The organism is Bacteroidota bacterium (assembly GCA_039821555.1).
Lineage (GTDB): Bacteria > Bacteroidota > Rhodothermia > Rhodothermales > Rubricoccaceae > JBCBEX01.
In genome coordinates this window covers 154,221-179,388 of sequence record JBCBNX010000002.1, presented here as the reverse complement: position 1 = coordinate 179,388, position 25,168 = coordinate 154,221, and the positions used below count along the sequence as shown (strand labels likewise).

The following is a 25,168-nucleotide window of genomic DNA, read 5'->3' as shown; positions in this document are numbered from 1 at the left end:
ACGAGGGCGTGAACCCTCCACCGTCCCTATCCCCAGGCCTCCACGCCCTTTTCCGCCTCCCGAAACGCCCCGCTCCGATCAGCGCCCGCGCCTCCATAGTGACCCGCCTGCACGTCGTGTTCGTGCTGCTGGCTCTGCTGCCGGTAGCCGTGCTCGGCAAGATGGTCCACATCCACCTGACGGATGGCCCGGAACTGCGCAAGGTGTTCGCAGCCCAGGCCAACACGGTCGAGGTCCTGCCCGCCACGCGCGGCTCGATCTACGATGCCGGAGGCCGCGCGCTCGCCGTCAACACGGCGCGCTACGAGGTCGCCCTCGACCCGACCGTGGCCGGGTTCTCCGAGCGGGCCGACGAGTTCTTCGCGACGCTGGCTGAGGTGACCGGCCGCGGCGAGCAGGCGTGGCGGCAGCGGGTAAACGGGCGGTCGAGTCCCCAGTACGTCCTCCTTGCGCGGTCCATGAGCCAGGGTGCGGTCGAGCAACTCCGGGCGCTCGGCGTGCCGGGGCTGATTGCGAAGGGCGACTACGGGCGGCGCTACACCTACGGCTCGCTCGCAGCGCACCTCCTCGGTCACGTCGACCCCGACCTGCACGGCAAGGCAGGCCTTGAACTCCAGTACAACGAGCTCCTTAAGGGTACGCCGGGCCATCGGTCGATCCAACGGGACCGTAGAGGCGGCGTGCACACGGTCGTCGGTGGCCGTGCGACCGAGCCGGAGGCTGGCCAGGACCTCGTGCTCACCATCGACCTCGTGCGGCAGTCGATCCTCGAAGCCGAGCTAGCCCGCGGTGTGCAGGAGGCTGGCGCGGCCTGGGGCACCGCCATTGCGATGGACGTGCACACCGGCGCCATCCTCGGCATGGCCAACGTGCCGACCTATGACCCGAACCGTCCCGGCGGGGTCACGGAGGCGTCCCGGCGCAACCACGCCATCGCCGACCAGATCGAGCCCGGCTCGACGTTCAAGCTCGTCTCGGCCATCGCCGCGATCGAAGACCAGGCCATCGCGCTCGCCGACACCGTCGAGACGGGGCAGGGCTACGTCCGCCTCGCTGGGCACGACTTCAACGATTCGCATGGCTACGGCACGATCACCTTCGCCGAGGCCATCGCCAAGTCGTCGAACGTCGCCTTCGTTCGGGTCGCCGAGGCAATGGACGACGGAGCACTCTACCAGGTCGCACGCAACCTCGGCTTCGGCCAACGCACGTGGATCGACCTGCCTGGTGAGACGGCAGGCGTGCTCCGCCGCCCTGAGGACTGGAGTCGCTCGACCAAGCACTCGATGAGCATTGGCTACAGCGTGGCTGTGACGCCGCTTCAGATGCTCACCGCCTATGCTGCGCTTGCCAACGGCGGCCTGCTTGTCAGTCCATACCTCGTTCAGCAGCGCCTCGATCTGCGGGGGCGCGTGTTGTGGGATGCCGACGAGATGGGCCGCGACTCCGTGCGCCGCGCCTTCGACGCCGAGACGGCCGCCGCGCTGATGCCTGCGTTCGAGCAGGTCGTCGCCGAGGACGGCACGGCCCAGCGCGCCGCCGTGGACGGCCTCCGCATCGCGGGCAAGACGGGCACCGCCCGCACGGTCGTAGACGGCCGCTATGCCCGCGCGTACCGCGCTACGTTCGTGGGCGTCTTCCCCGCCGACCAGCCGGAAGTCGCGCTGCTCGTCCTGATGGATCGCCCCGAAAACGGCTACTATGGCGGCGCTGCGGCGGCTCCTGTGTTTGCGCGCGTCGCCGAGCGCTGGATTGGGACGTTCCCGAGCATCGCCGCACACGTCGCGCCGCCAGGCACGCTGCCCGATCGCGACACGACCATCGTGCCGCCTGTGGAAGCGATGCCTGCACGCCTCGCCGAGCGTCGCCTCCTCGCCGATGGCCTTTGGGTGCGCCGCGGTCGCGGTCTCGACGACTGGCAGCCGGTCACCGAGCAGACGCCCACCGCCGACGCACGCCAGCGCGCCGGTCGTCCTGTGCGACTCGCCTCGACAGTCGGGCCTGTGGCTCGCACCGAAGAAGCAACCATGCCCGACCTCACGGGCTTGAGCGCGCGCCAGGCTACCAGTTGGCTCGCCGCGCTCGGCGTCGCCGTCCGCCTCGATGGCAGCGGCGCTGTCCGCCGCCAGGACCCCGAGCCTGGTGCGGCGCTGCCGCGCGCGGCGCTGCTCACCTGCCGCTAGTCATGAGCCGACACGGACGTGAGCACTCCCCCCAGCGGCGCCCGCGCCCCTCGTTCTTTTTCTCGATTCACCATCTCCGACGCGGTCGCCGCGATCCAAGGCACGGAGGCCCTCCACTCCGTGCCGGCGGCCGCTTCTATTTCGATGGCCCGTCCCTCGTCGAGCCCTGCCTCACTGGCTGGGGCCGCGATGGACTCCCCGCTCTCCCGCATCTGCTTCGACAGCCGGGCGGTGGAGCCGGGTAGCCTCTTCGTCGCGATTCGCGGCGAGCAGGCCGACGGGCATCTGTTCATTGACACAGCTGTGCACAACGGGGCCCTAGCGGTCGTCTACGACGATCCAGCCTACGGCCCCGAGCGATTCGCCGGGGGCGTCCTGCCCGACGCCTCCGGCTCCGATACTGCTATGAATGACATGGCAGCGAGTATCCGGGAGGGCCAACCGGCCAGCGCCGTGTTCATCCGCGCTACTGACGCGCGGGCGGCGCTGGCCGGGGTCTCCGGGGCCTACCACGGGCACCCCTCGCAGGACCTGCTCCTCGCAGGCGTGACCGGGACGAACGGCAAGACGACGACCTCGTACCTCCTCTACGCGCTCTTCGAGCAACTCGGACGCACGAGCGGCCTCATCGGCACCATCGAGAACCGCATCGGGCGCGAGGTGGTCGCGGCGACCCACACGACGCCGGACCCGGTGGCGCTGCAGGCACTCTTCCGCCGCATGGTGGACGACGGCTGCGGCGCCTGCGCGATGGAGGTGTCCTCGCACGCGCTCGACCAGGAGCGCGTCCGCGGCACCGACTTCGACGCGGCGCTCTTCACCAACCTGACCCACGACCACCTCGATTACCACGGGAACTTCGAGAACTACTGGCTGGCGAAGAAGAAGCTCTTCGACGCCCTCAAGCCCGAAGGCCGCGCCATCGTCAACCGCGACGACATCGCCTGGGCGGCGATGGTGGCTGGGACCCCTGCGCGCGTGACGACCTACGGCTTCCACGAGGACGCCCACGTCCGTGTCGAACTCGTCCGCAACGCCCTCGGCGGGCTGCGGCTGCGGTTCGAAGACTGGCAGGGCGAGCGGCACGAACGGACGTTCAAGCTAGCGGGACGGTTCAACGCGCTCAATCTCGCTGCGGCCTATGCCACCTGTCTGTCACTAGAGCTGGCCGACCCTGACACGCTCCTCGATGCGCTCGCCGCCGTGCCGCCCGTGCCGGGCCGCTTCGAGACGATTACCTCCGCCGAGGGCATCGTCGCCGTCGTGGACTATGCCCACACGCCCGACGCGCTGGAGAACGTGCTCGCCACCACCCGCGCGATGCTCGACACCCCCACGTCAGAACAGGGCGAGCAGACCGACGCCCGCCTCACCGTCGTTTTTGGCTGCGGGGGCGACCGCGACCGCACCAAGCGCCCCGCCATGGGCGCGATCGCCGAGCGGCTTGCCGACCGCGTCGTCCTCACGAGCGACAACCCCCGCACCGAGGACCCGCAGGCGATCCTCACTGACATTCTGGGAGGGCTAACTCGGCCCGGGGCTGCGACCGTAATCGCAGACCGGGCCGAAGCTCTCCAGACCGCCCTCGCCGACGCCCGCCCCTGCGACGTGGTCGTGATCGCGGGCAAGGGCCACGAGCCCTACCAGATCGTCGGCACCTCGACGCGCCACTTCGACGACCGTGAACACGTCCGTCGCGTCTTCGCCGACCTGGCCTGACTCACCCTTCCTCGTCATGCTCTACGCTCTGTTCGAATGGCTCGAAGCCGCCTACCAGCCTCCAGGCTTCCAGGCGGTCCAGTTCATCACCGTCCGCGCGACGCTCGCGGCGGTGACGGCGCTCCTCGTCGCGCTGTTTGCTGGGAAGCGGATCATCCGGCTGCTACGCCGTAGGCAACTCGGCGAGACCGTACGGACGGGTGAAGACGCCGGTGTCGTGAGCCACGCCCACAAAGCCGGAACGCCGACGATGGGCGGGACCATCATCCTGCTCGCGCTCTTCTCGGCGGTGCTGCTCTGGGGCGACCTCACCAACGTTTATGTCCTGCTCGCGCTCTTCGGGACCGGATGGATGGGCGCGCTCGGCTTTGCCGACGACTACATCAAGACGATCAAGAAGAACAAGGACGGGCTCTCGGAGAAGGCCAAGCTCATCGCCCAGGTCACCTTCGGCGCGGTGCTCGGGACGACGCTCTACTTCCACCCCGACACCGCCGAGTTCGGGTCGATGACGAGCCTCCCGCTCGTCGCCAACGGCGTGATCGACTACGACGTCCTTTCGCCGCTGCTCAATTCGCTAGGGTGGGGCATCGACGTGGGCTGGGCGATCTACATCGTCGTCGTGACCTTTATCCTCACGGGCGTCTCCAACGCGGTCAACCTCACGGACGGCCTCGACGGCCTCGCCGCCGGGACGAGCGCCTTCGTCGCCGCCGGGCTCGTCGTCCTCTGCTACATCTCGGGCAATGCGCTCCTCGCCGACTTCCTCAACGAGATCTTTCTGCCAGGCTCAGGCGAATTGACCATCTTCGCGGCTGCCGTGACCGCCGCCTGCTTCGGGTTCTTGTGGTACAACAGCCACCCGGCGCAGGTCTTCATGGGCGACACCGGGAGCCTGGCGCTCGGCGCGGCCATCGGCGCAATGGCGATTATGATCCGCAAGGAGCTGCTGCTGCCGATCCTCTGCGGCATCTTCTTCCTGGAGACGCTCAGCGTGATCCTCCAGACGAGCTACTTCAAGTGGACAAAGAAGCGCACCGGCGAGGGCAAACGCATCTTCCGGATGGCCCCGCTCCACCACCACTATGAGGCAATGGGCATCCACGAATCGAAGATCGTGATCCGCTTCTGGATCGTGACCGCGATTCTGGTGATCGTGACCTTCCTGACGCTGAGGCTCCAATGAGTGATCTCCTCGGTCGAGAGTCGTGGGTCGCGGGTCCGGGAGCCGACGTTGGAGGCCGTCGGGTTACGGTCATCGGCGCGGCGCGGAGCGGGCTGGCCGCGGCGAAGCTGTTCGCGGCGAAGGGCGCGGACGTGTTCCTTACGGAGCAGGGCATGCTGCCCGAAGCCGTCGCGGCCGATCTCACCGCGCGAGGCATCGCCTACGAGGACGACGGCCACACTGCGCGCGCTATCAACGCCGACTTTTTCGTGGTCTCGCCGGGCGTGCCGACCGAGGCCCCGCTCATCCAGGAGGCGCTGAAGCAGGACCTGCCGGTCTATTCCGAAGTCGAGGCCGCCTCGTGGTTCGCGAACGGCCCTATCGCCGCGATCACCGGGACGAACGGCAAGACGACCACCACCAGTCTTCTGGGCTTCATCGTCCAGCAGAGTATCGCCCAGCAGAGTATCGCCCAGAACGACGCTGCGCCCTCGGGCCGCCGGGTCGCCATCGCGGGCAACATCGGCCGCGCCTTCGCCGACGCCGTGCTCGCGTCCATGAACGGGGAGGGCGACGGCGCCGAGACTACCTACGTCCTCGAAGTCTCCAGCTTCCAGCTCGACCACGTCGCCACGTTCCGCCCGAAGGCGGCCGTGCTGCTCAACGTCACGCCCGACCACCTCAATCGCTACCAGCACAGCTACGAGCGCTACGTCGCCGCCAAGCTCCGGCTCTTCGAGAGCCAGCAGCCCGGCGACTGGCTCATCTACAACCACGACGACGCCCTCGTCCGCGACCACGCCCTGCGCATTGCCGCAGAACAAGGCATGACGCCCTACGCCTTCAGCATCGACGCCGAGGTGCCGCGCGGCGCCTTCGTCCGCGACGACCAGATCGTCCTCCGCCTGCCAACCGACGCCCCTGCTTCAAACGCCGCCGCACAGCCGACCGACTCCAGCACCCCGCCTCACCCCTCCTCGCCCACCGACTCCGTTCTCACGGACACCGTTCTTATGGACACGCGCGATCTCGCCCTTAGGGGCCGCCACAACCTCTACAACTCCTTGGCCGCCGCCATCACGGCGCGCGCCATCGAGATCCGCTCGGACGTGATCCGCGAGAGCCTCATGTCGTTCGAGGGCGTCCCGCACCGGCTGGAGACGGTCCGGTCGGTCGGCGGCGTGCGCTTCGTCAACGACTCCAAGGCGACGAACGTAAACGCGGTCTGGTACGCGCTCGAAAGCTTCTCCGAGCCCATCGTGCTGATCGCGGGCGGGCGCGACAAGGGCAACGACTACGAGCCGATCAAGGCGCTCGTGAAGGAGCGTGTCAAGGCCGTCATCGGACTGGGCGAGAGTGGCGACAAGGTGCTGCTGGAACTGGGCGACCTCGCCGACACGAGCGCGCGCGCCTACACGATGGAGGAGGCCGTCCAGTACGCCCGCCTCCTCGCCGACCCCAGCGACGTGGTCCTCCTCAGCCCGGCCTGCGCCTCCTTCGACATGTACGCCAACTACGAGGAGCGCGGCGACGACTTCAAACGCCTCGTCCACTCGCTATGAGTGAGGCGGTGCGGCAGTGACGCGGTGTTGCGGTGATGAGAAAGCCGCCTCGCATGCTGCCGAAGCCGCCAACTAAACTCACCGCAACACCGCAACACCGCAACACCGCAACACAGCCTCCTTCGTTGCTCTCCTCCCTCTCCCATAGCATCCAACACACGCTGGCCCGGCGGACCGACCGCTGGTTCCTGCTGACCGTGTTCGCGCTGGCGGCGACGAGCGTGTTCACGGTGTTCAGCGCGAGCGCCTATCTCGTGGAGACGAAGATGGGCGGGGCCGCCGATGCGTTCCTGTTCCGGCAGTTGCTGCGCGTGGGTGCGGCGCTGGTCGTGATGGGCGTCGCGTCGATGATCGACTACCGGTGGCTGGCCAAAGGCTCGCTGGCGTTTCTCGTCGTGGCGATTGGGCTGCTCGTGGCGGTGCAGATCGCGGGCGAGGCGTCGGGCGGGGCGCAGCGCTGGCTCGACTTCGCGGGCGTGTCCGTGCAGCCGTCTGACCTCGCGAAGGTGGCGCTCATCCTGCACATCGCGAAGCTGCTGGCCCAAAAGCAGGCCTACATCCAGGACTTCGCGCGTGCCTACGTGCCGCTCGTGCTGTGGATCGGCCTCACGCTCGCGCTCATCGGGATGGAAGACCTCTCAACGGCGCTCATCGTGTTCTGCGCGGTCGGCGCGATGTGTCTGATCGGACGCGTGCGGCTGCTGCACCTCAGCGGGACCGGCGCGCTGGTGCTCGTGCTCGCGTTCGCGTTTCTGGCGTCGTCGCCGGAGCGGGCGAAGCGGCTGGAGGCGTGGACGGGCGTCAAGATGTTCTCGAACACGGAGGAGGCCGAGGTCTTCGACGACCAGGCCGAAGGCTACCAGGCGCGGCAGGCGCGCATCGCCGTGGCCGTGGGCGGGCTCACCGGCGTCGGCCCTGGCAAGAGTGTCCAGCGCGACTTCCTCCCCGCGCCGTACAACGACTTCATCTTTGCCATCATCGCCGAGGAGTATGGCTTGCTCGGCGCGACCGTGCTGCTAGCGCTCTTCTTCGCGCTGCTCTTCCGCGGCTTCCTGCGCATTGCCCGAGGCGCGCCGGACCCGTTTGGGCTCTTTCTCGCCGCCGGTCTGACGACGGCGCTCGTGCTCTATGGCTTCGTCAACGCGGGCGTGGCGAGCGGGCTGCTCCCTGTCACGGGTCTGCCGATGCCGTTCGTGTCGTACGGCGGCTCGTCGACCGTGGCGACCGGCCTGATGGTGGGCATCCTCCTCAACGTCGCGCGGCACTCTGTTGGAACTCCTGGGGGAACCACCGCGAGGGCATCGCTCGCTAAGCGCAGAGGGAGCCGATGACGATGCACGACCTCATCCAGCGCACCATCGACGCGCCGCGCGTGCTCTTCGCATGCGGCGGCACGGGTGGGCACGTCTACCCGGCCATCGCGATTGCCGATGCGCTGCGGCGGCTCGTGCCCGAGATCGCGATTGCGTTCGCTGGCACGCGCGAGCGGATGGAGTGGGAGGCCGTCCCGAAGGCGGGCTACCCGATCCACGGTGTGACGGTGATCGGCTTCCCGCGCGGGCTCTCGCCGAAGCTGCTCGCGTTCCCGTTCAAGCTCATGCACGGCTTCCGCGAGAGCTGGCGCATCGTGAAGGGCTTCGACCCCGACGTGGTGGTGGGTACCGGCGGCTACGTCACCGGGCCGGTCCTGGCTGCCGCGCAGATGCAGCGCCGCCCGACGGTGATCCAGGAGCAGAACGCCTACGCCGGAGCCGCCAATAAGCTGCTCGCCCCGCGTGCTGCCCAGGTGTTCGCCGCCTTCGAGGCGGCGCGTCCCTATTTCCCGAAGGCCGACGTGACGGTAAGCGGCAACCCGGTCCGTGCTGAGCTGGCCGAGGCCGACCGCGCCGCGGCGCTCGACCACTTCGGCTTTCACACTGGAGAGGGGCCCGCCGACGCGAGCGTGCTGCTCGTGATGGGCGGTTCGCTCGGGGCGGGTGCGCTCAACGCCGCGCTCGAACAGCACCTCACCGCGCTCCTCGACCTTGACGAGAAGGTGCATGTGATCTGGCAGACCGGCAAGCGCTACTTCGCTGACCTGCACGCGCGCATCCCTACGCACCCACGCCTGCGGCTGATGCAGTACCTCGACCGGATGGACTACGCCTACGCCGCGGCCGACCTCGCCGTCTGCCGCGCGGGTGCCATCACCTGCTCCGAACTCGCGCTCACGGGCACGCCGAGCATCCTTGTCCCGTCGCCGAACGTGACGGCCGACCACCAGACGAAGAACGCCAAAGCCCTCGCCGACGAGAACGCGGCCGTGCTGCTCCCCGAGCCGCAGTTGCAGGCCGACCTCCTCAACCACGTTCGCACGCTGCTCCTCGACGACACCGCCCGCGCCGCGATGGCCGCCGCCGTCCGCTCGCTCGCCCGCCCCGATGCCGCCGACGACATCGCTCGCGCCGTGCTCGCCCTTGCTGGGCACACGATCAACGGCGCACAGACTCAGGGGGCGACGGCATGACGACACTGCTTCCGATGATGCCTCGTGCCGCTGCGGCTCCCCCCGCTTCCCTCCCCCTGAAGGGTCGGAAAGCTGTCCCCCTCATGCATGAGGGGGACAGTTCGAGGAGCGACCGAAGGGAGACGACGAGAACGGGGGGAGCGGCCCCAGCCGAAGAGGTGCTCGCATGAGTCAGACGCCTCAAAAAGCGGCCCCGCGTCGGCAGGCAATGCTTGGCCCGATCCGCCGCGTCCACATGGTCGGCATCGGCGGGATCGGCATGTCGTCGATCGCCGAGGTGCTGCTCGCGCGCGGCTACCGCGTGAGCGGGTCCGACCTCCGCCTGAGCGACACCACGGAGCGGCTCGCGTCGCTCGGCGCGACCATCTACGAAGGCCATGCGCCGGAGAACGTCGAAGGCGCCGATGTGGTCGTGCACTCGTCCGCGGTCAGGGCCGACGACAACCCCGAGACGGTGGAGGCGAAGCGCCGCCGCATCCCGCGCATCCGCCGTGCCGAGATGCTGGGCGAGCTGATGCGCATGAAGTACGGCGTCGGCATCGCGGGCACGCACGGCAAGACGACGACCACCACGATGGTGGGCCTCGTGGTGCGCGAGGGCGACTTCGACCCGACGATCATCGTCGGCGGCAAGGTCGATTCGTTCGAGTCCAACGCCGTCTCGGGTGAGGGCGACCTGATCGTGATCGAGGCCGACGAGTATGACCGCACGTTCCTGCGCCTTACGCCGGTGCTGGCCGTTGTCACCAACGTCGAGATCGACCACCTCGATACCTACGCCGACGAGGCCGACATCCAGGGCGCGTTCGTGCAGTATGCCAACTCTGTTCCGTTCTTCGGCGCGGCCATCGTCTGCCTTGACGACACGGGCGTGAGCGACGTGCTCAACCAGATCCAGCGCCGGATCGTGACCTACGGCACGAGCCGCCAGGCTGCGATTCGCGCCGAGGGTGTCGTGCAGGACGGCCCCACGACCCGCTTCCGCGTCGTCCATCGCGGCGACCTCCTCGGCGAGGTGCACCTGAAGGCCGCCGGGCTCCACAACGTCCGCAACGCGCTCGCCGCCGTCGCCGTCGGGCTCGAACTCGATATCGACTTCGACAAGATCGCGGCCGGGCTGGCCAACTACGCGGGCGTGCGCCGCCGCTTCGAGATGAAGGGCGAGGCTCGCGACATCCTCGTGATGGACGACTACGCCCACCACCCGACCGAGGTGCGCGCCACGCTCGAAGCGGTCGCCGGAGGCTGGCCGGGCCACCGCATCGTGACCGTCTTCCAGCCGCACCTCTACTCCCGGACGCGCGACTTCCAGGACGATTTCGCCCGCGCCTTCTTCAACACCGACGTCCTCGTGCTGACCGACATCTTCGGCGCGCGCGAGCAGCCCATCGAAGGCGTGACCGGGCAGACGCTCGCCGACCTCGCGCGGCGCTACGGGCATCGCCAGGTGCACTTCGTCCAGGATAAGAAGAACCTGCCCGACTACCTCGCAAGCCTCACCGAGCCGGGCGACCTCGTGCTCACAATGGGCGCGGGCGACGTGTGGCGCTACGGCGAGCAGTACCTCCAGCATCTCGAAAGCGCTGCGGCGGAGGGTGCCGATGGCTAAACGACTAACAAAACAGCAACGCCAGAAGCAGGCCGCCCGTCGTCGTGCGGTACGCCGTGTCGTCACGATGCTCGTGCTCGCTGTCGTGGCAGCGCTCTCGGTGCTCGGCTGGCGCTGGCGCGCGACACTGCCGCTGGAGACGGTCGCCGTCGAGGGGACCCGTCACGCTGCGCCCGCCGAAGTGCTGCGCCTCATCGGCCTCGCCGCCGACAGCGGCGTGCCTGCCTCCGACACGCTGCTCTTTGCGCTCGACCCAGCGATCCTCGCCGACCGCGCCGCGCGTCATCCATGGGTCGCCGAAGCGACCGTCCGCCGTGGCGCGACGGGCACCCTATCTGTCCGCGTGACCGAGCGCGTCCCCGTCGCCCTCGCGCTCGACGCGGCCGGACGCCCGGCGCGCTACTACGACGCCCACGGCTACGCCATGCCGCTCGTCCCTACGACGAACGAGACAGCTGTCCGCTACGACCTGCCGCTCCTGCGCGGTCGCCTTCCCGAATCCCACCCGACGCAGCCCGTCGAGGACGCCGCGCTCCGTGGCCTGCTCGCCGCGCTGCCCACCCTACCGCCCGCCACCGACGCGCTCGTCTCCGAGGTCGAGCGCCGGGCGGACGGGACCTACCGCCTGCGCACGCCGCCCACGGGCGCGAGCGGTGCCCTCACCGTGACCCTCGGCACGGAACCCGACGCAGCCACCTTCCAGACGCTCCGCGCCTTCTGGGAGCAGGCCGTCCTGACTCAACCGCACACCGTCTTCCGGAGCGTAGACCTCCGCTACGACGGCCAGATCATCACACGCGAGGCCGACCGCGACTAGCCCTCCCGCTGGAGCACAGGCCCCACAGCCCTCCCTACCATGAACGAACGCATCGTCGTCGGCGTCGACATCGGCACCACCAAGGTGGTCGCCCTCGTGGCGAGCGCCGACGCGCACGACCGCATCAACATCCTCGGCGTCGGCTGGGCGCCCTCCGACGGCCTCAACCGGGGCGTCGTCGTCAACATCGACAAGACCGTCGCGGCCGTGCAGCAGGCCGTGCAGGACGCCGAGCGCATGGCGGGCGTCGAGGTCCGCAGCGTGCTCGTCGGCATCGCAGGCGACCACATCCAGAGCTTCCAGGGCAAGAGCATCATCACGACGGCCTCGGGCGATGGCGAGATCACCCAGGCCGACATCGACCGGCTGCTCGACGACGCCCGCAACGTCTCCATCCCCGCGGATCGCAAGATTCTCCACGTCATCCCGCAGGAGTACGTGGTGGACGGCCAGGACGGCGTGATCGACCCCGTCGGCATGTCCGGCGTGCGCGTCGAGGCGAAGGTGCACATCATCTCCGGCCTCGTCACTGCCGCGAAGAACATCTACCGTTGCATCGAGAAGGCGGGCTACGAGGTCACTGACATCGTCCTCGAACCGCTCGCGTCGTCCTACGCCGTGCTGCACGACGACGAGAAGGAGGTCGGCGTGGCACTCGTGGACATCGGCGGTGGCACGACCGACATCGCCGTGTTCGAGGACACCACGATCCGGCACACCGCCGTCGTTGCCATCGCGGGCAACAAGGTCACCGACGACCTCCACAAGGGCCTCGGCATCCTCCGCGACCAGGCCGAGGCGCTCAAGCGCGACCACGGCGTCGCCGTCGTGGACCGCGTCGACTTCGACGACGAGATCACGATCCCCGGCATCGGCGGCCGTCCGGCCAAGGCGATCCTCAAGAGCACGCTCGCGCAGATCATCCAGCCGCGCCTCGAAGAGATCCTCGAGATCGTCGACATCGAGCTGAAGCGGCACTACCCGCGGCGGCTCTCCTCGGGCGTCGTGCTCACGGGCGGCGGCTCGCTCATCCCGCACACCGCCGAACTCGCGAGCGAGATCCTCGACATGGAGGCGCGCATCGGCACGCCGCTTGGCCTCGCGGGCGGGCTCGTGCAGGAGGTCTCCGACCCGCAGTATTCCACCGCCGTCGGCCTCGTGCTCTACGGCCTCAAGACCAACGCGGATCAGCAATCCTACTTCGCGCCCGTGCCCTCTGGGGATGGTCACGCGAGCGACGGCGACAAGCTCTTCGGACGCATCGCCAACCGCATGGGCGACTGGTTCCGCGAACTGTAAGGAGTGCGGCGGTGAAGCCGTGATGCGGTGTGGCGGTGGACGAAACCCACTGCGACACCGCGACACTGCCGCACCGCCTCACCCACAAGACTCTCTCCCTCACACCCTGGCGAAACAATCCTACTCACGAGGTACCACACCATGGACATCCTAGACCACCTCAGCAGCTTCACCTTTGACGAGGAGGCGCACGACGAGGCGACACTCCGCGTCATCGGCGTCGGCGGCGGCGGCGGCAACGCCATCTCCAACATGCTCGACAAGGGCATCGGCCGCGTCGAATTCATTGCCATCAACACCGATGCGCAGGCGCTCAACGCCAACACCGCCCCGACCAAGATCCAGATCGGTCGCGACAGCACCAAGGGCCTCGGCGCCGGTGCGCGCGCGGAGGTCGGCGCGGCGGCGGCCAAAGAGAACCAGACCGAGATCGAAGCCGCGCTCGAAGGCTGCGACATGGTCTTCGTGACCGCCGGTATGGGCGGCGGCACGGGCACCGGCGCAGCCCCCATCGTGGCGAAGATCGCGAAGGAAATGGGCATCCTCACCGTCGGCGTGGTCACGCTGCCCTTTGATTGTGAGGGCAAGCGCCGTATGCGCACCGCGCACATCGGCCTCGAACTGCTCCGCGAGCACGTCGACACGCTCATCATCATCCCGAACGAGCGGCTGCTCGACGTGGCCGACCCCGACACGTCGCTCATCGATGCGTTCCGGATGGCCGACGACGTGCTCTACAACGCCACGCGCGGCATCTCGGACCTCATCACCGTGCACGGTCTCATCAACCTCGACTTCGCCGACGTAAAGACGACGATGAGCAACGGCGGCACGGCGCTCATGGGATCGGCCGTGGCAACGGGCGAGGGCCGCGCCGAGCGGGCCGCCCGCGAAGCTATCGCGAGCCCGTTGCTCGGCGGCATCTCCATCTCCGGTGCGCGCAACGTGCTCGTGAACATCACCGCGGGCGCGAGCCTCGGGATGCGCGAGGCGACCAACGCCACGAAGGTCATCCAGCAGGAGGCCGGCGACGACGCCGAGGTCATCTTCGGCACCGTCATCGACGACGCGATGGGCGACGAGCTCTCCGTGACCGTCATCGCCACCGGCTTCGACCGCGCCCGCGAGGAGCCTGCCCCGATGCCCGTGTCGCGCCCCGCTCCGATGCCCGCCGCGCCGCCGGTCGACGTGCATCCGGTGCCGCCCGCGCGTGAGCCCCAGGTCCGCGAGACGGCCCCGCGCCCCGAAGACGCGCCCGAGTTGATCGAACCCAACGTGATCCGCCGCACGCGCCGCAAGGACGCCGCCGCGGTCGACTATAAGGGCGAGCACAACCTCAAGCAGTACGATGTCCCCGCGTTCTTGCGCCGGGAGTACGACGAGGATGTTGATGCGCGCCGCGATGTCACCATCCGTCGCCCGGCCACGGACGCGCCGCAGGACCGCGAGCGCATCCGCAAGGACGACCCCGACGTCCCGGCGTTCCTCCGCAAGATGATGGACTGATGCCAACATGATCATAATCGGTATCGTCACAACGGGGTGACACACCCTGTCATCCCCTCGGGCTAGCTTGCCCATATGAGTCCTCAAGGATGACCTCGCCAGGGTCAGCCCAGGCCCCACTGCTCCGGCGGTGGGGCCTGCTCATTGGGGGCCGGTGTCGTCGGGCACCTGCGTCGATAGTGGCAGAATGGACGGGGACGGGTCCGTAAAAGAGCGACATAGGGGCAAAATTGGGCCAGTGTGGCATTTTGGGATCACTGTTTCTTAACATGAGCGCGCACGTCAAACACCGCCGCTCTACTGACACGTCTTCCCTCGCCTCTCTCTGGCGCGTTGCCGCGGTGCGCGACGGCACCCTCACTCCCATCATCAGGACCCCAACCATGATCCACCGCTACGGATGGGGGACCGTGACAGCCTTGCTCGTCGCGCTCCTCGCCCCCGCCACGTTCGCCCCTGCGGCATTGGCCCAGGACACACCGCTCACGGTGAGCGGCCAAGTCACCGACGCCGAGACCGGCGAGACGCTGCCCGGCGCCAACGTCCGCATCGTCGGCACCCAGATCGGGACCACGACCGACGTGAACGGGCGCTACGAGCTCCAGCTCACCCCTGCAGCGAGCCTCCTCGAAGTCACCTTCGTGGGGTACCGTACGCGTGAGGTGAGCATTCCCGAGGCCTCGGGGACCATCACGCTCGACATCCGTCTCCAGGAAGACGTGCTCGGCATCGACGAGGTCGTCGTGAGCGGCCTCGCCTCGTCGGTGAAGCGCTCCAACCTTGCTAACTCCGTCGAGACGATCTCCGCGCGCGAACTCGCCGAGATCTCGACGCCGCAGACGCTCGATGGCGCGATCAGCGGGAAGATTACCGGGGGCGTCATTACTTCGAACACCGGCGCACCCGGCGGTGGCATCGCGGTCAAGCTGCGCGGCATCACGACGATCAACGGCGAGAGCCAGCCGCTCTTCATTGTCGACGGCGTGATCCTCAACAACGACGCGATCTCGAACGGCGTCAACGCTGTCACGGCGGCGGCAGCGGGCGGCAACGCCTCAAGCCAGGACCAGCCCGCCAATCGCATCGCGGACCTGAACCCCGAGGACGTCGAGTCGATTGAGATCCTCAAGGGGCCGTCTGCGGCGGCGATCTATGGGGCGCGTGCCTCCAACGGGGTGGTCATCATCCAGACCAAGCGCGGCAATGCAGGCGGCGGCGTCCAGTTCAGCGTCCGCCAGTCGCTGGGCTTTACCACCATCGTGAACAAGGTGGGCACGCGGCGCTTCACGGAAGAGACGGCCGTCGCACAGTATGGCCCGTCCGCCCCGCGCGATGACGCCACCCCAGCAGAGATCGCCGAGTTCCAGGCTGGGCAGCAGGCTATCCGCGACCTCTTCAACCGGACAGGCGGGTCCTTCATCGACTACGAAGACGAGTTCTACGGCAACGCGGGGCTACTCTCGACGACCTCCCTCTCGGCCTCGGGTGGCAACGACCGCACGCAGTTCTTCGTCTCGGGCCTCATCAAGGACGACGAAGGCATCATCGAGAACACGGGCTACGAAAAGCAGTCGGCACGCGTCAACATCACGCACCGCTTTTCGAGCAAGTTCTCTGCCGACGTGACGGCCAACTACGTCCGCTCGACGGCCCTGCGCGGTCTCACGGGCAACGACAACTCGGGCACGACCTTCGGCGTCTCGCTGACAGCTACGCCGAGCTTCATCGATATCCTACCGAACGAGGACGGCACTTACCCGGACCACCCGTTCAACACCTCCAACCCGTTCCAGGTGCGCGACCTCGCGTCCATCGAGGAGACCACCAACCGCGTGATCGCCTCCGGGCGGGTCACCTACAACGTCTTCCAGCAGAACACGCAGGGGCTCCAGGCTATCCTGGAGGGCGGCGCGGACTTCTTCAACCTTGATCAGGACGCCCGCTTCCCCGAAGAGCTCCAATTCTATGAGGGAGCGGGTCTGCCCGGTCAGAGCATCCAGGGTCGTACCAACAACCTCAACGCCAACATTCGCGGCGCGCTCGTCCACACGCTCTCGCTGCCGGAGCCGAACGTGTTCTTTACCACACAGGCGGGCTTTACCGCGTTCACGCAGGACCAGGACATCGTTACGAGCGTGGGGGCTGGCCTCGTGCCGGACCAGTTCAACGTGGACCTGGCAGCCTCGCTCCAGACCAACCAGCAGCGGCTCGTCCAGGATGACCGGGCGTTCTTCGTCCAAGAGGAAGTGAACTACGCTGATCGAGTCGTGGCTACGCTCGGCTTCCGTGCCGAGCGCTCGTCGCTCAACGGCGACGTGGACGAGATCTACTTCTACCCGAAAGCCTCGCTCGCGGCGAACCTCGCCGAGTTTCCGTTCTGGAACGTCGACTTGCTCGATCAGGTGAAGCTTCGCGCGGCGTTCGGCCAAACGGGCAATACCGCGGCCTTCGGCTCCAAGTTCACCATCTTCAACCCAATCGCGGTTGGCGGTGGCCTGGGCATCATCATCGGTGGTCAGCGCGGTTTCCCCGACGTGGAGCCTGAGCGCGCCACAGAGATCGAAGGGGGCTTCGACGTGTCGGGCTTCGACGGTCGCGCCAATCTCGAGTTCACCGTCTACCGCAAGGTGATCGACGACCTCCTGCTCACCCGCGAGGTCGAGCCGTCCTCGGGCTTCACCCTGGAGACGCTCAACGGCGGACAGCTGACCAACACCGGTTTCGAGATCGGGCTGAGCCTGATCCCAGTCAACACCCGTGCGGTACGCTGGGTGACGCGCACCAACTTCTGGACCAACGAAGCAGAAGTGACGGAGTTGACCGTGCCCTCCTTCCGAGCCCTCGGTGGTGGCTTCGGCAACACCCTTGGCTCGATCCAGATCGAAGAGGGCCAGAGCCCCACGCAGATCATCGGCATCGATGACATCGACGGCGATGGTACCTCGGACGGCGTGTTCGTGCTCGGTGATGCGGCCCCGGATTTCCAGATGTCGTTCCTCAACGATATCACGCTCTACAAAAATCTGCGCCTGACCATCTTCGCGCACTGGAAGAAGGGTGGAGACAACCTCAACCTCTCGGAACTGCTCACGGACCTCGGCGGCACCAGCCCCGACTTTGACGAGAGTGCTGGGGAGCGGCTCTCCCAACTTGGCGTCTCGGCCCGGCAGTTCGTGCAGGACGCATCCTACCTCAAGATCCGCGAGATCGGGCTCTACTACACGATTCCTGACGAGGCCGTTGGGCGCTACTTGCCGCAGGTGCGTGGCCTGAGTGTAGGCGTCTCGGCAAACAACGCGTTCGTCTTCACCCCCTACAAGAGCTACGATCCCGAGGTGAACAACTTTGGCACGCAGCCCGTGGCGACAGGCGTCGAGGTGACTCCGTTCCCCTCGTCCCGGAGCTTCCTCTTCCACATCAGCTTCGGCCTCTAACGCCAGCCCACTATGGAAGGACGCTCCTTGACTCTTGTACCGAACGCCATCGCACTTAAAAACATGAAGATCTTAACCCTACGCGCCGCAGCGCTACTTCTCCTCGTGGGGAGCCTGGCAGGCTGCGACCTCTTCACCGTCGACGACGAGTCGAGCCCCAACGGCCCTGCCCTCGAAGACATTCTCGCTGACCCCTCCATCGAAAACCTCTCGGCCGTCGCCCTCGGCGTCGAAGCTGCCTCGCGGGTTGACCTCGACCTCTACCTCATCGATGTGGGCGTGATCGGCCGGGAGTACTGGCGGACTAGCAACGCAGAGCCCCGCTTCACGGGGGATCTGCTTGGCCGAGGCACGTCGGTGCTGGACGACAATACGTTCTACATAACGCGGCCCTGGAATGCGAGGTATCGGGTCGTTCGCAATGCCAACATTTTGCTCCAGCTCGTGGAGTCCAACGCCGCGCTCGAAAACGCGGTGGACCGCCTCGCCGCTGAGGAGGCCAGCTATGCCCGGGGCTACGCGAAGACCTGGAAAGCCTACCAGTATCTGCTCAACCTCAACCTGACGTTCGAGAACGGTCTTCGGTTCATCGGTGTTAGAGAGGAAGTCGCTGGGCCGGTCGAGAGCTACGATGCCTCGCTCGCGCAGATCGCGGCGTTGCTCGACGAGGGGCTTGGCGATCTGGAGGGAAGCGCGTCCTTCTTCGGCACGACGGTAGACATTACCTACATGAACCGGGCGATTGCCGCCCGAGTAGCAGCCTATCGAGGTGACTTCTCGCAGGTGCTCACACTTCTCGCGGACGCGTTTGACGTGGACGGGATCGGGGCCGCTGACCTTGGGTCGGGTGTGGCCCACCTCTTCTCCACGGGGGGCGGTGACTTGACCAACCCGGTCTTCTTTCCGCCCACTAACGCGGTCGGCGACGCCATCCTAGCCCACCCGAGCTACGCCAACGAGATTGAAGAGGGGGATACGCGCATTGACAAAGTAGAGCAGCGGCTCGGCGACGATGGAGAGCCTACGGTATCCTCGTTCGACGAACTAGCTTCCCAGTTCAGCTTTTTCCGGTACAAGTCCGTCACGGACGGGGTCCCGGTCACGCGCAACGCTGAGCTGGTGCTGCTCCGCGCCGAGGCACGCGCGCAGACCGGCGACCTCGCCGGGGCCATTGCCGACCTCAACACGATCCGAAACGCAGCGGGTCTCGCTGACTACAGCGGAGCTAGCGAGCAGAGCGCGGTCGTTGACGAGATGCTCCGTCAACGGCGCTACGAGCTTTACGGAGAAGGCCATCGCTGGGTGGACACTCGGCGCTACGACCGCCTCAGTACGCTACCGATCGACCGCCAAGAGCGGACCGATAGGGATGGCAACGTCATCGAGGCTGACGACGTGTGGGACCGCTTCCCCATCCCGGCTACGGAGAACGTGGGCAGCTAGGCTCGTTCTGTCCTAGCCTGTCCCTTCAGCCCCATCGTCGCACGCCGGCGGTGGGGCTTTTGCTACCCGCCCCCCTGACCTCACCCGCGCCATGGATCGCCTCGCTACCTATTTCGACCGAACCGACCGTACCGACATCCTGACCGGCGGCGTCCGGATGCTCCCCGTCACCACGCCGCATGGCACCTTCCGCGTGTGGACCAAGCGCGTCGGCAACAACCCGCGCATCAAGGTGCTGCTGCTCCATGGCGGCCCCGGCATGACCCACGAACTCTACGAGGTCTTCGACAGCTTCTTCCCAGCGGCCGGCATCGAGTTCTACTACTACGACCAACTCGGCTCGCACTACAGCGACCAGCCCGACGACGACCGCCTCTGGGAGACGGCGCGCTTCGTCGAGGAGGTGGAGCAGGTCCGCCAGGCGCTCGGGCTGACGCGGGACAACTTCTTCCTCTACGGGCAGTCGTGGGGCGGCCTGCTCGCCCTGGAGTACGCGCTAGCCTACCAGCAGCACCTCAAGGGCCTCATCGTCTCGAACATGATGGCGAGCATCCCGGCCTACAACCGCTACGCCGCCGAGGTGCTCGGGCCGCAACTCCCGCCCGACGTGCTCGCCGAGGTGCGCGCGCTCGAAGACGCCAGTGACTACGAGGACCCGCGCTACGAGGCGCTCCTGATGACGCACTACTATCCCGAGCACGTGCTGCGGATGCCGCCAGAGGACTGGCCCGAGCCGGTCCTGCGCTCGCTCAACCACCTCAACCCGGCCGTCTATGTGCCGATGCAGGGACCGAGCGAGTTCGGCGTCATCGGCAAGCTGGAGTCGTGGGACCGGACGGCCGACCTCGCGCAACTCGCCATCCCGACGCTCACCATCGGCGCCGCGCACGACACGATGGACCCCGAGCACATGGCGTGGATGGCGACGCAGGTGCAGCGCGGGCGCCACCTCCACTGCCCCGACGGCAGCCACCTCGCGCAGTATGACGACATGGAGCGCTACTTCGCGGGGCTCATCGCCTTTCTGACGGACGTAGATGCGGGCGCGTTTGACGCGGAGTGATACGCCTCAACGGTTTATCATGGGGACCACACCGCCCTCGATCGTCCGCCGTGTTTTCCTGCCATGCTCTATGACGCTGAGCGCGACGCCGAGGTCGTGGAGGCCGTAGTCGACATTTTTCAGACGCTCAGCGCAGAGGAGCCTGAGGCGCTGGACCGGCTGTACACCCTCCTCGCGCCGCACTTTGCGGGCCTGGGGAGTGGCCCTGAAGACTTCTACACCGATCCGTCGTCCTTCGTCGAGAGCATCCGCATCGAGCAAGCGCAGATGCCGTATGCGACCACCTACGACGAGGTCTGGGTCGATGTGCGGCGGGTGCGAGACGACCTCGCTATCGTGACCGGGCAGCTGCGCGTGGTCATTCATGCGGAGCCGGAGGAGCACACCATCGAGCCACGCTACACGTTTGTCCTGGAACAACTCGACGGGCGCTGGCGGCTGGCGCACTCGCACTTCTCGGTGGAAGACCCCATCCTCGATCCAGGGGCGACGCTCGCGAGCGCGCTCGAACGGCGCAACCGCGACCTCGAACTGCTCGTCGAGCGGCGGACGGCGGAGTTGAACCAGTCGCTCGCGGACCTAAAGGCGGCGCAGGCGCGGCTCGTGCAGCAGGAGAAGATGGCGTCGCTAGGCATGCTCACGGCGGGCGTCGCGCACGAGATCAAGAACCCGCTCAACTTCGTCACCAACTTCGCAGCGCTCTCACGCGAACTGCTCGACGACCTGGAGGCGGAGGACGACCCCGAAGAGGTCGAGGCGCTGCAGGCCGACCTCCGCGTGCACGCCGAGCGCATCGAGGCGCACGCGCGCCGCGCCGACGGCATCGTCCGGGCGATGCTCGACCACGCGCGCACGGGCGAGAGCGCCCGCCAGCCGGTCGATCTCAACGCGCTCGTGGATCAGCACATCGACCTGGCGTGGCACGGGGCGCGTGCCCGCGACCCAGGCTTTGGCGTCGAGATCGTCCGCGACTTCGATGCGGAGGTGGGAACGGTGGACCTGGCCCCGCAGGAGATCGGGCGCGTGCTGCTCAACCTGCTCGGCAACGCCTTCGACGCGCTCGCAGATACCGACGCGCTCGCCGAGAGGGTAGCGCCCGATGCCCATGCCCGCGTGACGGTGACGACCCAGCGCAGCGCGGGCCGCGTCGAGGTGCGGGTGAGCGACAACGGGCCTGGCGTGTCGGACGGTCTGCACGCGAAGGTGTTCGAGCCGTTCTTTACCACCAAGCCTGCCGGTCAGGGCATCGGGCTGGGGCTGAGCCTGAGCTACGACATCGTGACGCAGGGCCACGGCGGTGCGCTGGACGTAGAGCCGACGCCGGGCGGCGGGGCGACCTTCGTGCTCAAGCTGCCGACCGACGCACTCGACTCGGCAGAAGCGGGGTGAGTGGCGACGTAGCTTTCGGCATGCGCTGGCCCCCCCCTTTGCTCGTTCTTGTCTCGCTGCTTGTCGTGCCGCTGTGCGCCACGGCGCAGCCGTCGGTGCCCGTGGGCGTCGTGTGGGACGTACCCGCCGACTCGACGCAGGCGCTCGACGACCTCGCGGCGATGGCGGAGGCGGGCGTGCGGGTGGTTCGCACCGGCGTGGTCGAGCGGGAGTTCGTGCTGGCCGCGGCGTCCCGTCGGGGTCTCGTGCTCTACCAGGACCTCCCGATCCGCACGCTGCCTGCGGTGCGGTTGCGCGACACCCTCGCCTTTGCAGAACGCACCCTCGCCGATGCGCTTGCTCGGAGCGCGGCGCACCCGTCGGCGCGGCACTTCGGGCTCGCCACCAGCAGCGACACAAGCGACCCGGCCGCGTGCGTCTACTTCGCGCGGCTCCAACGCCTCGTGCGTGAGACTGGGCCACCCGGCGCGACGACCTACTACGTCTCGCGCTTCGTCGAGGACGATGTGTGCGCCGACGAGGTGGACGCGGTCCTCTTCGACGTCTTGGACGCCGACCCCGCCGCGTTGATGGGGCGCTGGCGAGCCCGGTCGGACGTGCCGGTCGGACTGGCTGCCGGGGCTGCGGTGCGTCCGGGGCGCGACGGCGGTCATGCCGTGCCCGCCTCCGCTGAGGCGCAGGCGCGCGAGCTCGAAACCCACCTCCGCGCCGCGCTCGATGCCGCGCCGTGGGTGCTGCTCGCCTACCGCTGGCGCGACTCTGGGCAGGAGGGAGCGCTCCTCGCCACCAGCGTCAGCGCGACCGAATACGGCCTGCACGACGGCGACGGTCAGCCGCGCCCGGCCCTGGACGTGGCACGCGGTCTCTTCACGGGGCAGCAGACGCTCTTCGCCATCGATGCGGGCGTGACCCCGGCTGGACAGCGTCCCTCGCTCCTCGTGATGGTCGGCTGGCTGCTCGTATTGGCGCTCGCCTACCTCTACTGGCTTACGCCGACCTTCCAGGTGCTCGCCACGGAGCACGTCGCCCGCCCGTCGATGTACCAGGATGCCGTCCGCCGCTCGCGCGGCGTCGAGGGCTGGCCGACGGCGGCGATGGCGGGCGTGCTCGCGCTCGGCGTCGGCGTGATCTGGGCGATCGCGCTGCGGACGCTCGGCCAGACCGACGTGCTTGGGCTGCTCGTGGCTGGGCTGCCGCCTAACGTGCTGCGCGGGCTCAACACGCTGCTCCAGCAGTCGATGCTGCTCGTGATCGTCCTGGCGAGCCTCTACGCGCTAGCGCAGCTGTTCAACGTCGTGCTGATGGCCGTACTTGCCCGCGCCAACCGGCTGCTGCCCGCGCAGGCCCTCACGCTGACGGTGTGGGCACGTTGGCCCGTGCTGGTGCTGCTCTTCGCGGCGATGGTGCTTGCATCGCAGCCGCCCAGCCTGAGCCTGGCCGTGTGGGCGCTCGGGCTGCTCGGGCTGTGGGCCGTGGCGGAGCTCGTCGGGCAGCTCCGCGCGCTGGTCGACCTCGGTGGGGTAGCACGGGTGTCGCTTGGACGCGCACTTGGCCTCGGGTTCGCCGTGCCGTTTGCGTTGGGCATCCTCACGCTTGGCTTCATCGCCGCCGCCACGCGCCCAGAGTTGCGCTTCCTCTGGCACCTCGTCACACGGAGCTGAGCGCGGCGTCTGATGCCCATCCACAAACGCCGGGGCGGCGTCTCAACGGATCCTCGGTGCGTAGCTTGTCGCCGCTGCCCGTCCGTTGGTTCACCGCCCTGTCGCTTTCTATGGATCGCCCTACTTCGACGGACCTCACACTGTCCCCAGGGGACCGCGTCAAGGCGCACCTCATGGACGCGGACGACCTCGACCGCACGCTCAACCGCCTCGCGCGGCAGATCGTGGAGCACCTCGACGACGACGCAGAGCCGGGCGACCGCCTCGCGCTCGTGGGCATGCAGACGCGCGGCGTCTTCCTCGCTGCGCGCCTCCGCGCCAAGATCGAGGCCTTCGAGGGGCTCACGCTGCCCTTCGGCAAGCTCGACGCGACGCTCTACCGCGACGACTTCCGCCGCCGTCTCCGCCAGCCGGTCGTCCAGCCGACGGATATCCCGTTCGACGTCTACGACCGCCGCCTCGTCCTCGTGGACGATGTCGTCTACACGGGCCGCACCACGCGCGCCGCGCTCGACGCGCTGATGGACCTCGGGCGGCCTGCCTCGGTGCGCGTGCTCTGCATGATCGACCGCGGCCTGCGCGAGCTGCCCATCCGCCCCGACTTCGTGGGCCGCACCGTCCCGACGACCCCCGGCGAGGAGGTCCGCGTCCGCCTCACCGAGACCGACGGCGTGGACGGCGTGTGGCTCGTCGAACGAACGAAGATTGACGATTGACGATTATCGATTGGCTATGCCCAACCCGTCTGCTTCTCCAATCGGAAATCCGATATCGGAAATCCAACATCTCCAGCATCGCCACCTGCTCGGGCTGGAGACCTACTCCGCCGCCGAGATCCGGCTCCTGCTCCGCACCGCGCGCGAGTTCCGCAGCGTCCTCGACCGCCCGATCAAGCGCGTGCCGAGCCTGCGCGGCGTGACGGTCGTGAACCTCTTCTTCGAGCCGTCGACGCGCACGCGGATCTCCTTTGAGCTCGCCGAGAAGCGGCTCTCGGCCGACACGGTCAACTTCTCGGCGTCGGGCTCGTCCGTGTCGAAGGGCGAGACCCTCAAGGACACCGCGCGCAACATCGAGGCGATGAAGATCGACCTCGTCGTGATCCGGCATAAGTCGGCCGGCGCGCCGCATTTCCTCACCCGCTGCATCGACTCGGCCGTGGTGAACGCGGGCGACGGCGCGCACGAGCACCCCACGCAGGCCCTCCTCGACGCCTACACCATCGCCGATCTCGACCTCCCCAAGTTCCTCGACGCCGACGGGACCAACCGCCTCGCGCGCGGCGACTTCTCGGGCCTGCGCGTCTCGATCCTCGGCGACGTGGCGCACAGCCGCGTGGCGCGCTCGAACGCCTACGCGCTCACCAAGCTTGGGGCCGAGGTCACGTTCTGCGGCCCACGCACGATGCTGCCCGTCGAGGCGGAGACGCTCGGCGTCCGCGTCACCGACCGCCTTGACGAGGCGCTCGACGGCTGCGACGTGGCGATGGCGCTCCGCATCCAGCTCGAACGGCAGGCGGGCGGGCTGTTCCCGAGCCTCCGCGAGTACCACGCGCGCTACGGCATCGGCCTCCACCACCTCGATCGGCACCCCGACCTCGTCGTGATGCACCCCGGCCCGGTGAACCGCGGCGTCGAACTCGCGACGGAGGTCGTCGACCACGAGCGCGCCGTCATCCTCGACCAGGTCACGAACGGTGTCGCCGTGCGCATGGCGGTGCTGTTTCTACTGGCGCCAGGTGCCCGTGAGTGATGGAGGCAGCGCTTATCTGGAACGGCTTCTGGATCGTTGCAACGGCTGCATCGTGCCTCTGCG

General features: G+C 67.9%; 17 protein-coding genes. All 17 read left to right on the top strand.

The genetic code is table 11. From position 1 onward, the window contains the following. Positions 1 to 98 precede the first annotated feature (98 nt). The 17 genes from AAFU51_03410 to AAFU51_03330 all read left to right on the top strand — a co-directional run bounded on the left by AAFU51_03410 (position 99) and on the right by AAFU51_03330 (position 25,105). Positions 99 to 2,183: a penicillin-binding transpeptidase domain-containing protein gene (locus AAFU51_03410; protein ID MEO1570295.1), complete on the top strand. Its 2,085-nt coding sequence runs from the start codon at positions 99 to 101 to the stop codon at positions 2,181 to 2,183. Between the two features lie 18 nt (positions 2,184 to 2,201). Beyond that, complete coding sequence (locus AAFU51_03405; protein ID MEO1570294.1) at positions 2,202 to 3,902, top strand: UDP-N-acetylmuramoyl-L-alanyl-D-glutamate--2,6-diaminopimelate ligase; 1,701 nt, start codon at positions 2,202 to 2,204, stop codon at positions 3,900 to 3,902. 16 nt (positions 3,903 to 3,918) lie between these two features. Continuing rightward, the gene (gene mraY / locus AAFU51_03400; GenBank protein MEO1570293.1) at positions 3,919 to 5,088 is read left to right on the top strand and encodes a phospho-N-acetylmuramoyl-pentapeptide-transferase; all 1,170 of its coding nucleotides are present in this window, start codon (positions 3,919 to 3,921) and stop codon (positions 5,086 to 5,088) included. Beyond that, positions 5,085 to 6,629: a UDP-N-acetylmuramoyl-L-alanine--D-glutamate ligase gene (gene murD, locus AAFU51_03395; GenBank protein ID MEO1570292.1), complete on the top strand. Its 1,545-nt coding sequence runs from the start codon at positions 5,085 to 5,087 to the stop codon at positions 6,627 to 6,629. The genes mraY and murD overlap by 4 nt, the downstream gene beginning before the upstream one ends. Before the next feature lie 125 nt (positions 6,630 to 6,754). Then, positions 6,755 to 7,960, top strand: a complete 1,206-nt coding sequence (locus tag AAFU51_03390) for a putative peptidoglycan glycosyltransferase FtsW (protein ID MEO1570291.1) — start codon at positions 6,755 to 6,757, stop codon at positions 7,958 to 7,960. Between the two features lie 2 nt (positions 7,961 to 7,962). Beyond that, positions 7,963 to 9,135 carry an undecaprenyldiphospho-muramoylpentapeptide beta-N-acetylglucosaminyltransferase gene (gene murG, locus AAFU51_03385; GenBank protein MEO1570290.1) on the top strand — a complete coding sequence of 391 codons (1,173 nt, stop codon included), beginning with the start codon at positions 7,963 to 7,965 and terminating at the stop codon, positions 9,133 to 9,135. 208 nt (positions 9,136 to 9,343) lie between these two features. Further along, a complete protein-coding gene (gene murC, locus AAFU51_03380) occupies positions 9,344 to 10,744 on the top strand; it encodes a UDP-N-acetylmuramate--L-alanine ligase (protein MEO1570289.1) in 1,401 nt (466 codons plus the stop codon). Then, positions 10,737 to 11,561, top strand: a complete 825-nt coding sequence (locus AAFU51_03375; GenBank protein ID MEO1570288.1) for an FtsQ-type POTRA domain-containing protein — start codon at positions 10,737 to 10,739, stop codon at positions 11,559 to 11,561. Before murC ends, AAFU51_03375 begins: the two co-directional genes overlap by 8 nt. Before the next feature lie 39 nt (positions 11,562 to 11,600). Further along, positions 11,601 to 12,860, top strand: a complete 1,260-nt coding sequence (ftsA, locus tag AAFU51_03370) for a cell division protein FtsA (GenBank protein ID MEO1570287.1) — start codon at positions 11,601 to 11,603, stop codon at positions 12,858 to 12,860. Between the two features lie 141 nt (positions 12,861 to 13,001). Next, positions 13,002 to 14,366: a cell division protein FtsZ gene (gene ftsZ, locus AAFU51_03365; GenBank protein MEO1570286.1), complete on the top strand. Its 1,365-nt coding sequence runs from the start codon at positions 13,002 to 13,004 to the stop codon at positions 14,364 to 14,366. A gap of 383 nt (positions 14,367 to 14,749) precedes the next feature. Further along, positions 14,750 to 17,800 carry a SusC/RagA family TonB-linked outer membrane protein gene (locus AAFU51_03360; GenBank protein ID MEO1570285.1) on the top strand — a complete coding sequence of 1,017 codons (3,051 nt, stop codon included), beginning with the start codon at positions 14,750 to 14,752 and terminating at the stop codon, positions 17,798 to 17,800. 63 nt (positions 17,801 to 17,863) lie between these two features. Beyond that, entirely contained in the window at positions 17,864 to 19,243 is a 1,380-nt protein-coding gene (locus tag AAFU51_03355) for a RagB/SusD family nutrient uptake outer membrane protein (GenBank protein ID MEO1570284.1), read from the top strand. Between the two features lie 91 nt (positions 19,244 to 19,334). Next, the gene (locus AAFU51_03350; GenBank protein MEO1570283.1) at positions 19,335 to 20,306 is read left to right on the top strand and encodes a proline iminopeptidase-family hydrolase; all 972 of its coding nucleotides are present in this window, start codon (positions 19,335 to 19,337) and stop codon (positions 20,304 to 20,306) included. 63 nt (positions 20,307 to 20,369) lie between these two features. Continuing rightward, entirely contained in the window at positions 20,370 to 21,695 is a 1,326-nt protein-coding gene (locus AAFU51_03345) for an ATP-binding protein (protein MEO1570282.1), read from the top strand. A 20-nt stretch (positions 21,696 to 21,715) separates the two neighbouring features. After that, the gene (locus AAFU51_03340) at positions 21,716 to 23,356 is read left to right on the top strand and encodes a hypothetical protein (protein MEO1570281.1); all 1,641 of its coding nucleotides are present in this window, start codon (positions 21,716 to 21,718) and stop codon (positions 23,354 to 23,356) included. 110 nt (positions 23,357 to 23,466) lie between these two features. Then, positions 23,467 to 24,072 (top strand): bifunctional pyr operon transcriptional regulator/uracil phosphoribosyltransferase PyrR, encoded by a 606-nt coding sequence (gene pyrR, locus AAFU51_03335; protein MEO1570280.1) that lies wholly within the window; start codon positions 23,467 to 23,469, stop codon positions 24,070 to 24,072. A 16-nt stretch (positions 24,073 to 24,088) separates the two neighbouring features. Beyond that, complete coding sequence (locus tag AAFU51_03330; GenBank protein MEO1570279.1) at positions 24,089 to 25,105, top strand: aspartate carbamoyltransferase catalytic subunit; 1,017 nt, start codon at positions 24,089 to 24,091, stop codon at positions 25,103 to 25,105. The last annotated feature ends 63 nt before the right edge of the window (positions 25,106 to 25,168 follow it).

Coding starts and splice junctions, on each gene's coding strand:
- mraY (MEO1570293.1), top strand. CDS start 3,919: ATGCTCTACGCTCTGTTCGAATGGCTCGAAGCCGCCTACCAGCCTCCA.
- murD (MEO1570292.1), top strand. CDS start 5,085: ATGAGTGATCTCCTCGGTCGAGAGTCGTGGGTCGCGGGTCCGGGAGCC.
- murG (MEO1570290.1), top strand. CDS start 7,963: ATGCACGACCTCATCCAGCGCACCATCGACGCGCCGCGCGTGCTCTTC.
- murC (MEO1570289.1), top strand. CDS start 9,344: ATGCTTGGCCCGATCCGCCGCGTCCACATGGTCGGCATCGGCGGGATC.
- AAFU51_03375 (MEO1570288.1), top strand. CDS start 10,737: ATGGCTAAACGACTAACAAAACAGCAACGCCAGAAGCAGGCCGCCCGT.
- ftsA (MEO1570287.1), top strand. CDS start 11,601: ATGAACGAACGCATCGTCGTCGGCGTCGACATCGGCACCACCAAGGTG.
- ftsZ (MEO1570286.1), top strand. CDS start 13,002: ATGGACATCCTAGACCACCTCAGCAGCTTCACCTTTGACGAGGAGGCG.
- AAFU51_03360 (MEO1570285.1), top strand. CDS start 14,750: ATGATCCACCGCTACGGATGGGGGACCGTGACAGCCTTGCTCGTCGCG.
- AAFU51_03355 (MEO1570284.1), top strand. CDS start 17,864: ATGAAGATCTTAACCCTACGCGCCGCAGCGCTACTTCTCCTCGTGGGG.
- AAFU51_03350 (MEO1570283.1), top strand. CDS start 19,335: ATGGATCGCCTCGCTACCTATTTCGACCGAACCGACCGTACCGACATC.
- AAFU51_03345 (MEO1570282.1), top strand. CDS start 20,370: ATGCTCTATGACGCTGAGCGCGACGCCGAGGTCGTGGAGGCCGTAGTC.
- AAFU51_03340 (MEO1570281.1), top strand. CDS start 21,716: ATGCGCTGGCCCCCCCCTTTGCTCGTTCTTGTCTCGCTGCTTGTCGTG.
- pyrR (MEO1570280.1), top strand. CDS start 23,467: ATGGATCGCCCTACTTCGACGGACCTCACACTGTCCCCAGGGGACCGC.
- AAFU51_03330 (MEO1570279.1), top strand. CDS start 24,089: ATGCCCAACCCGTCTGCTTCTCCAATCGGAAATCCGATATCGGAAATC.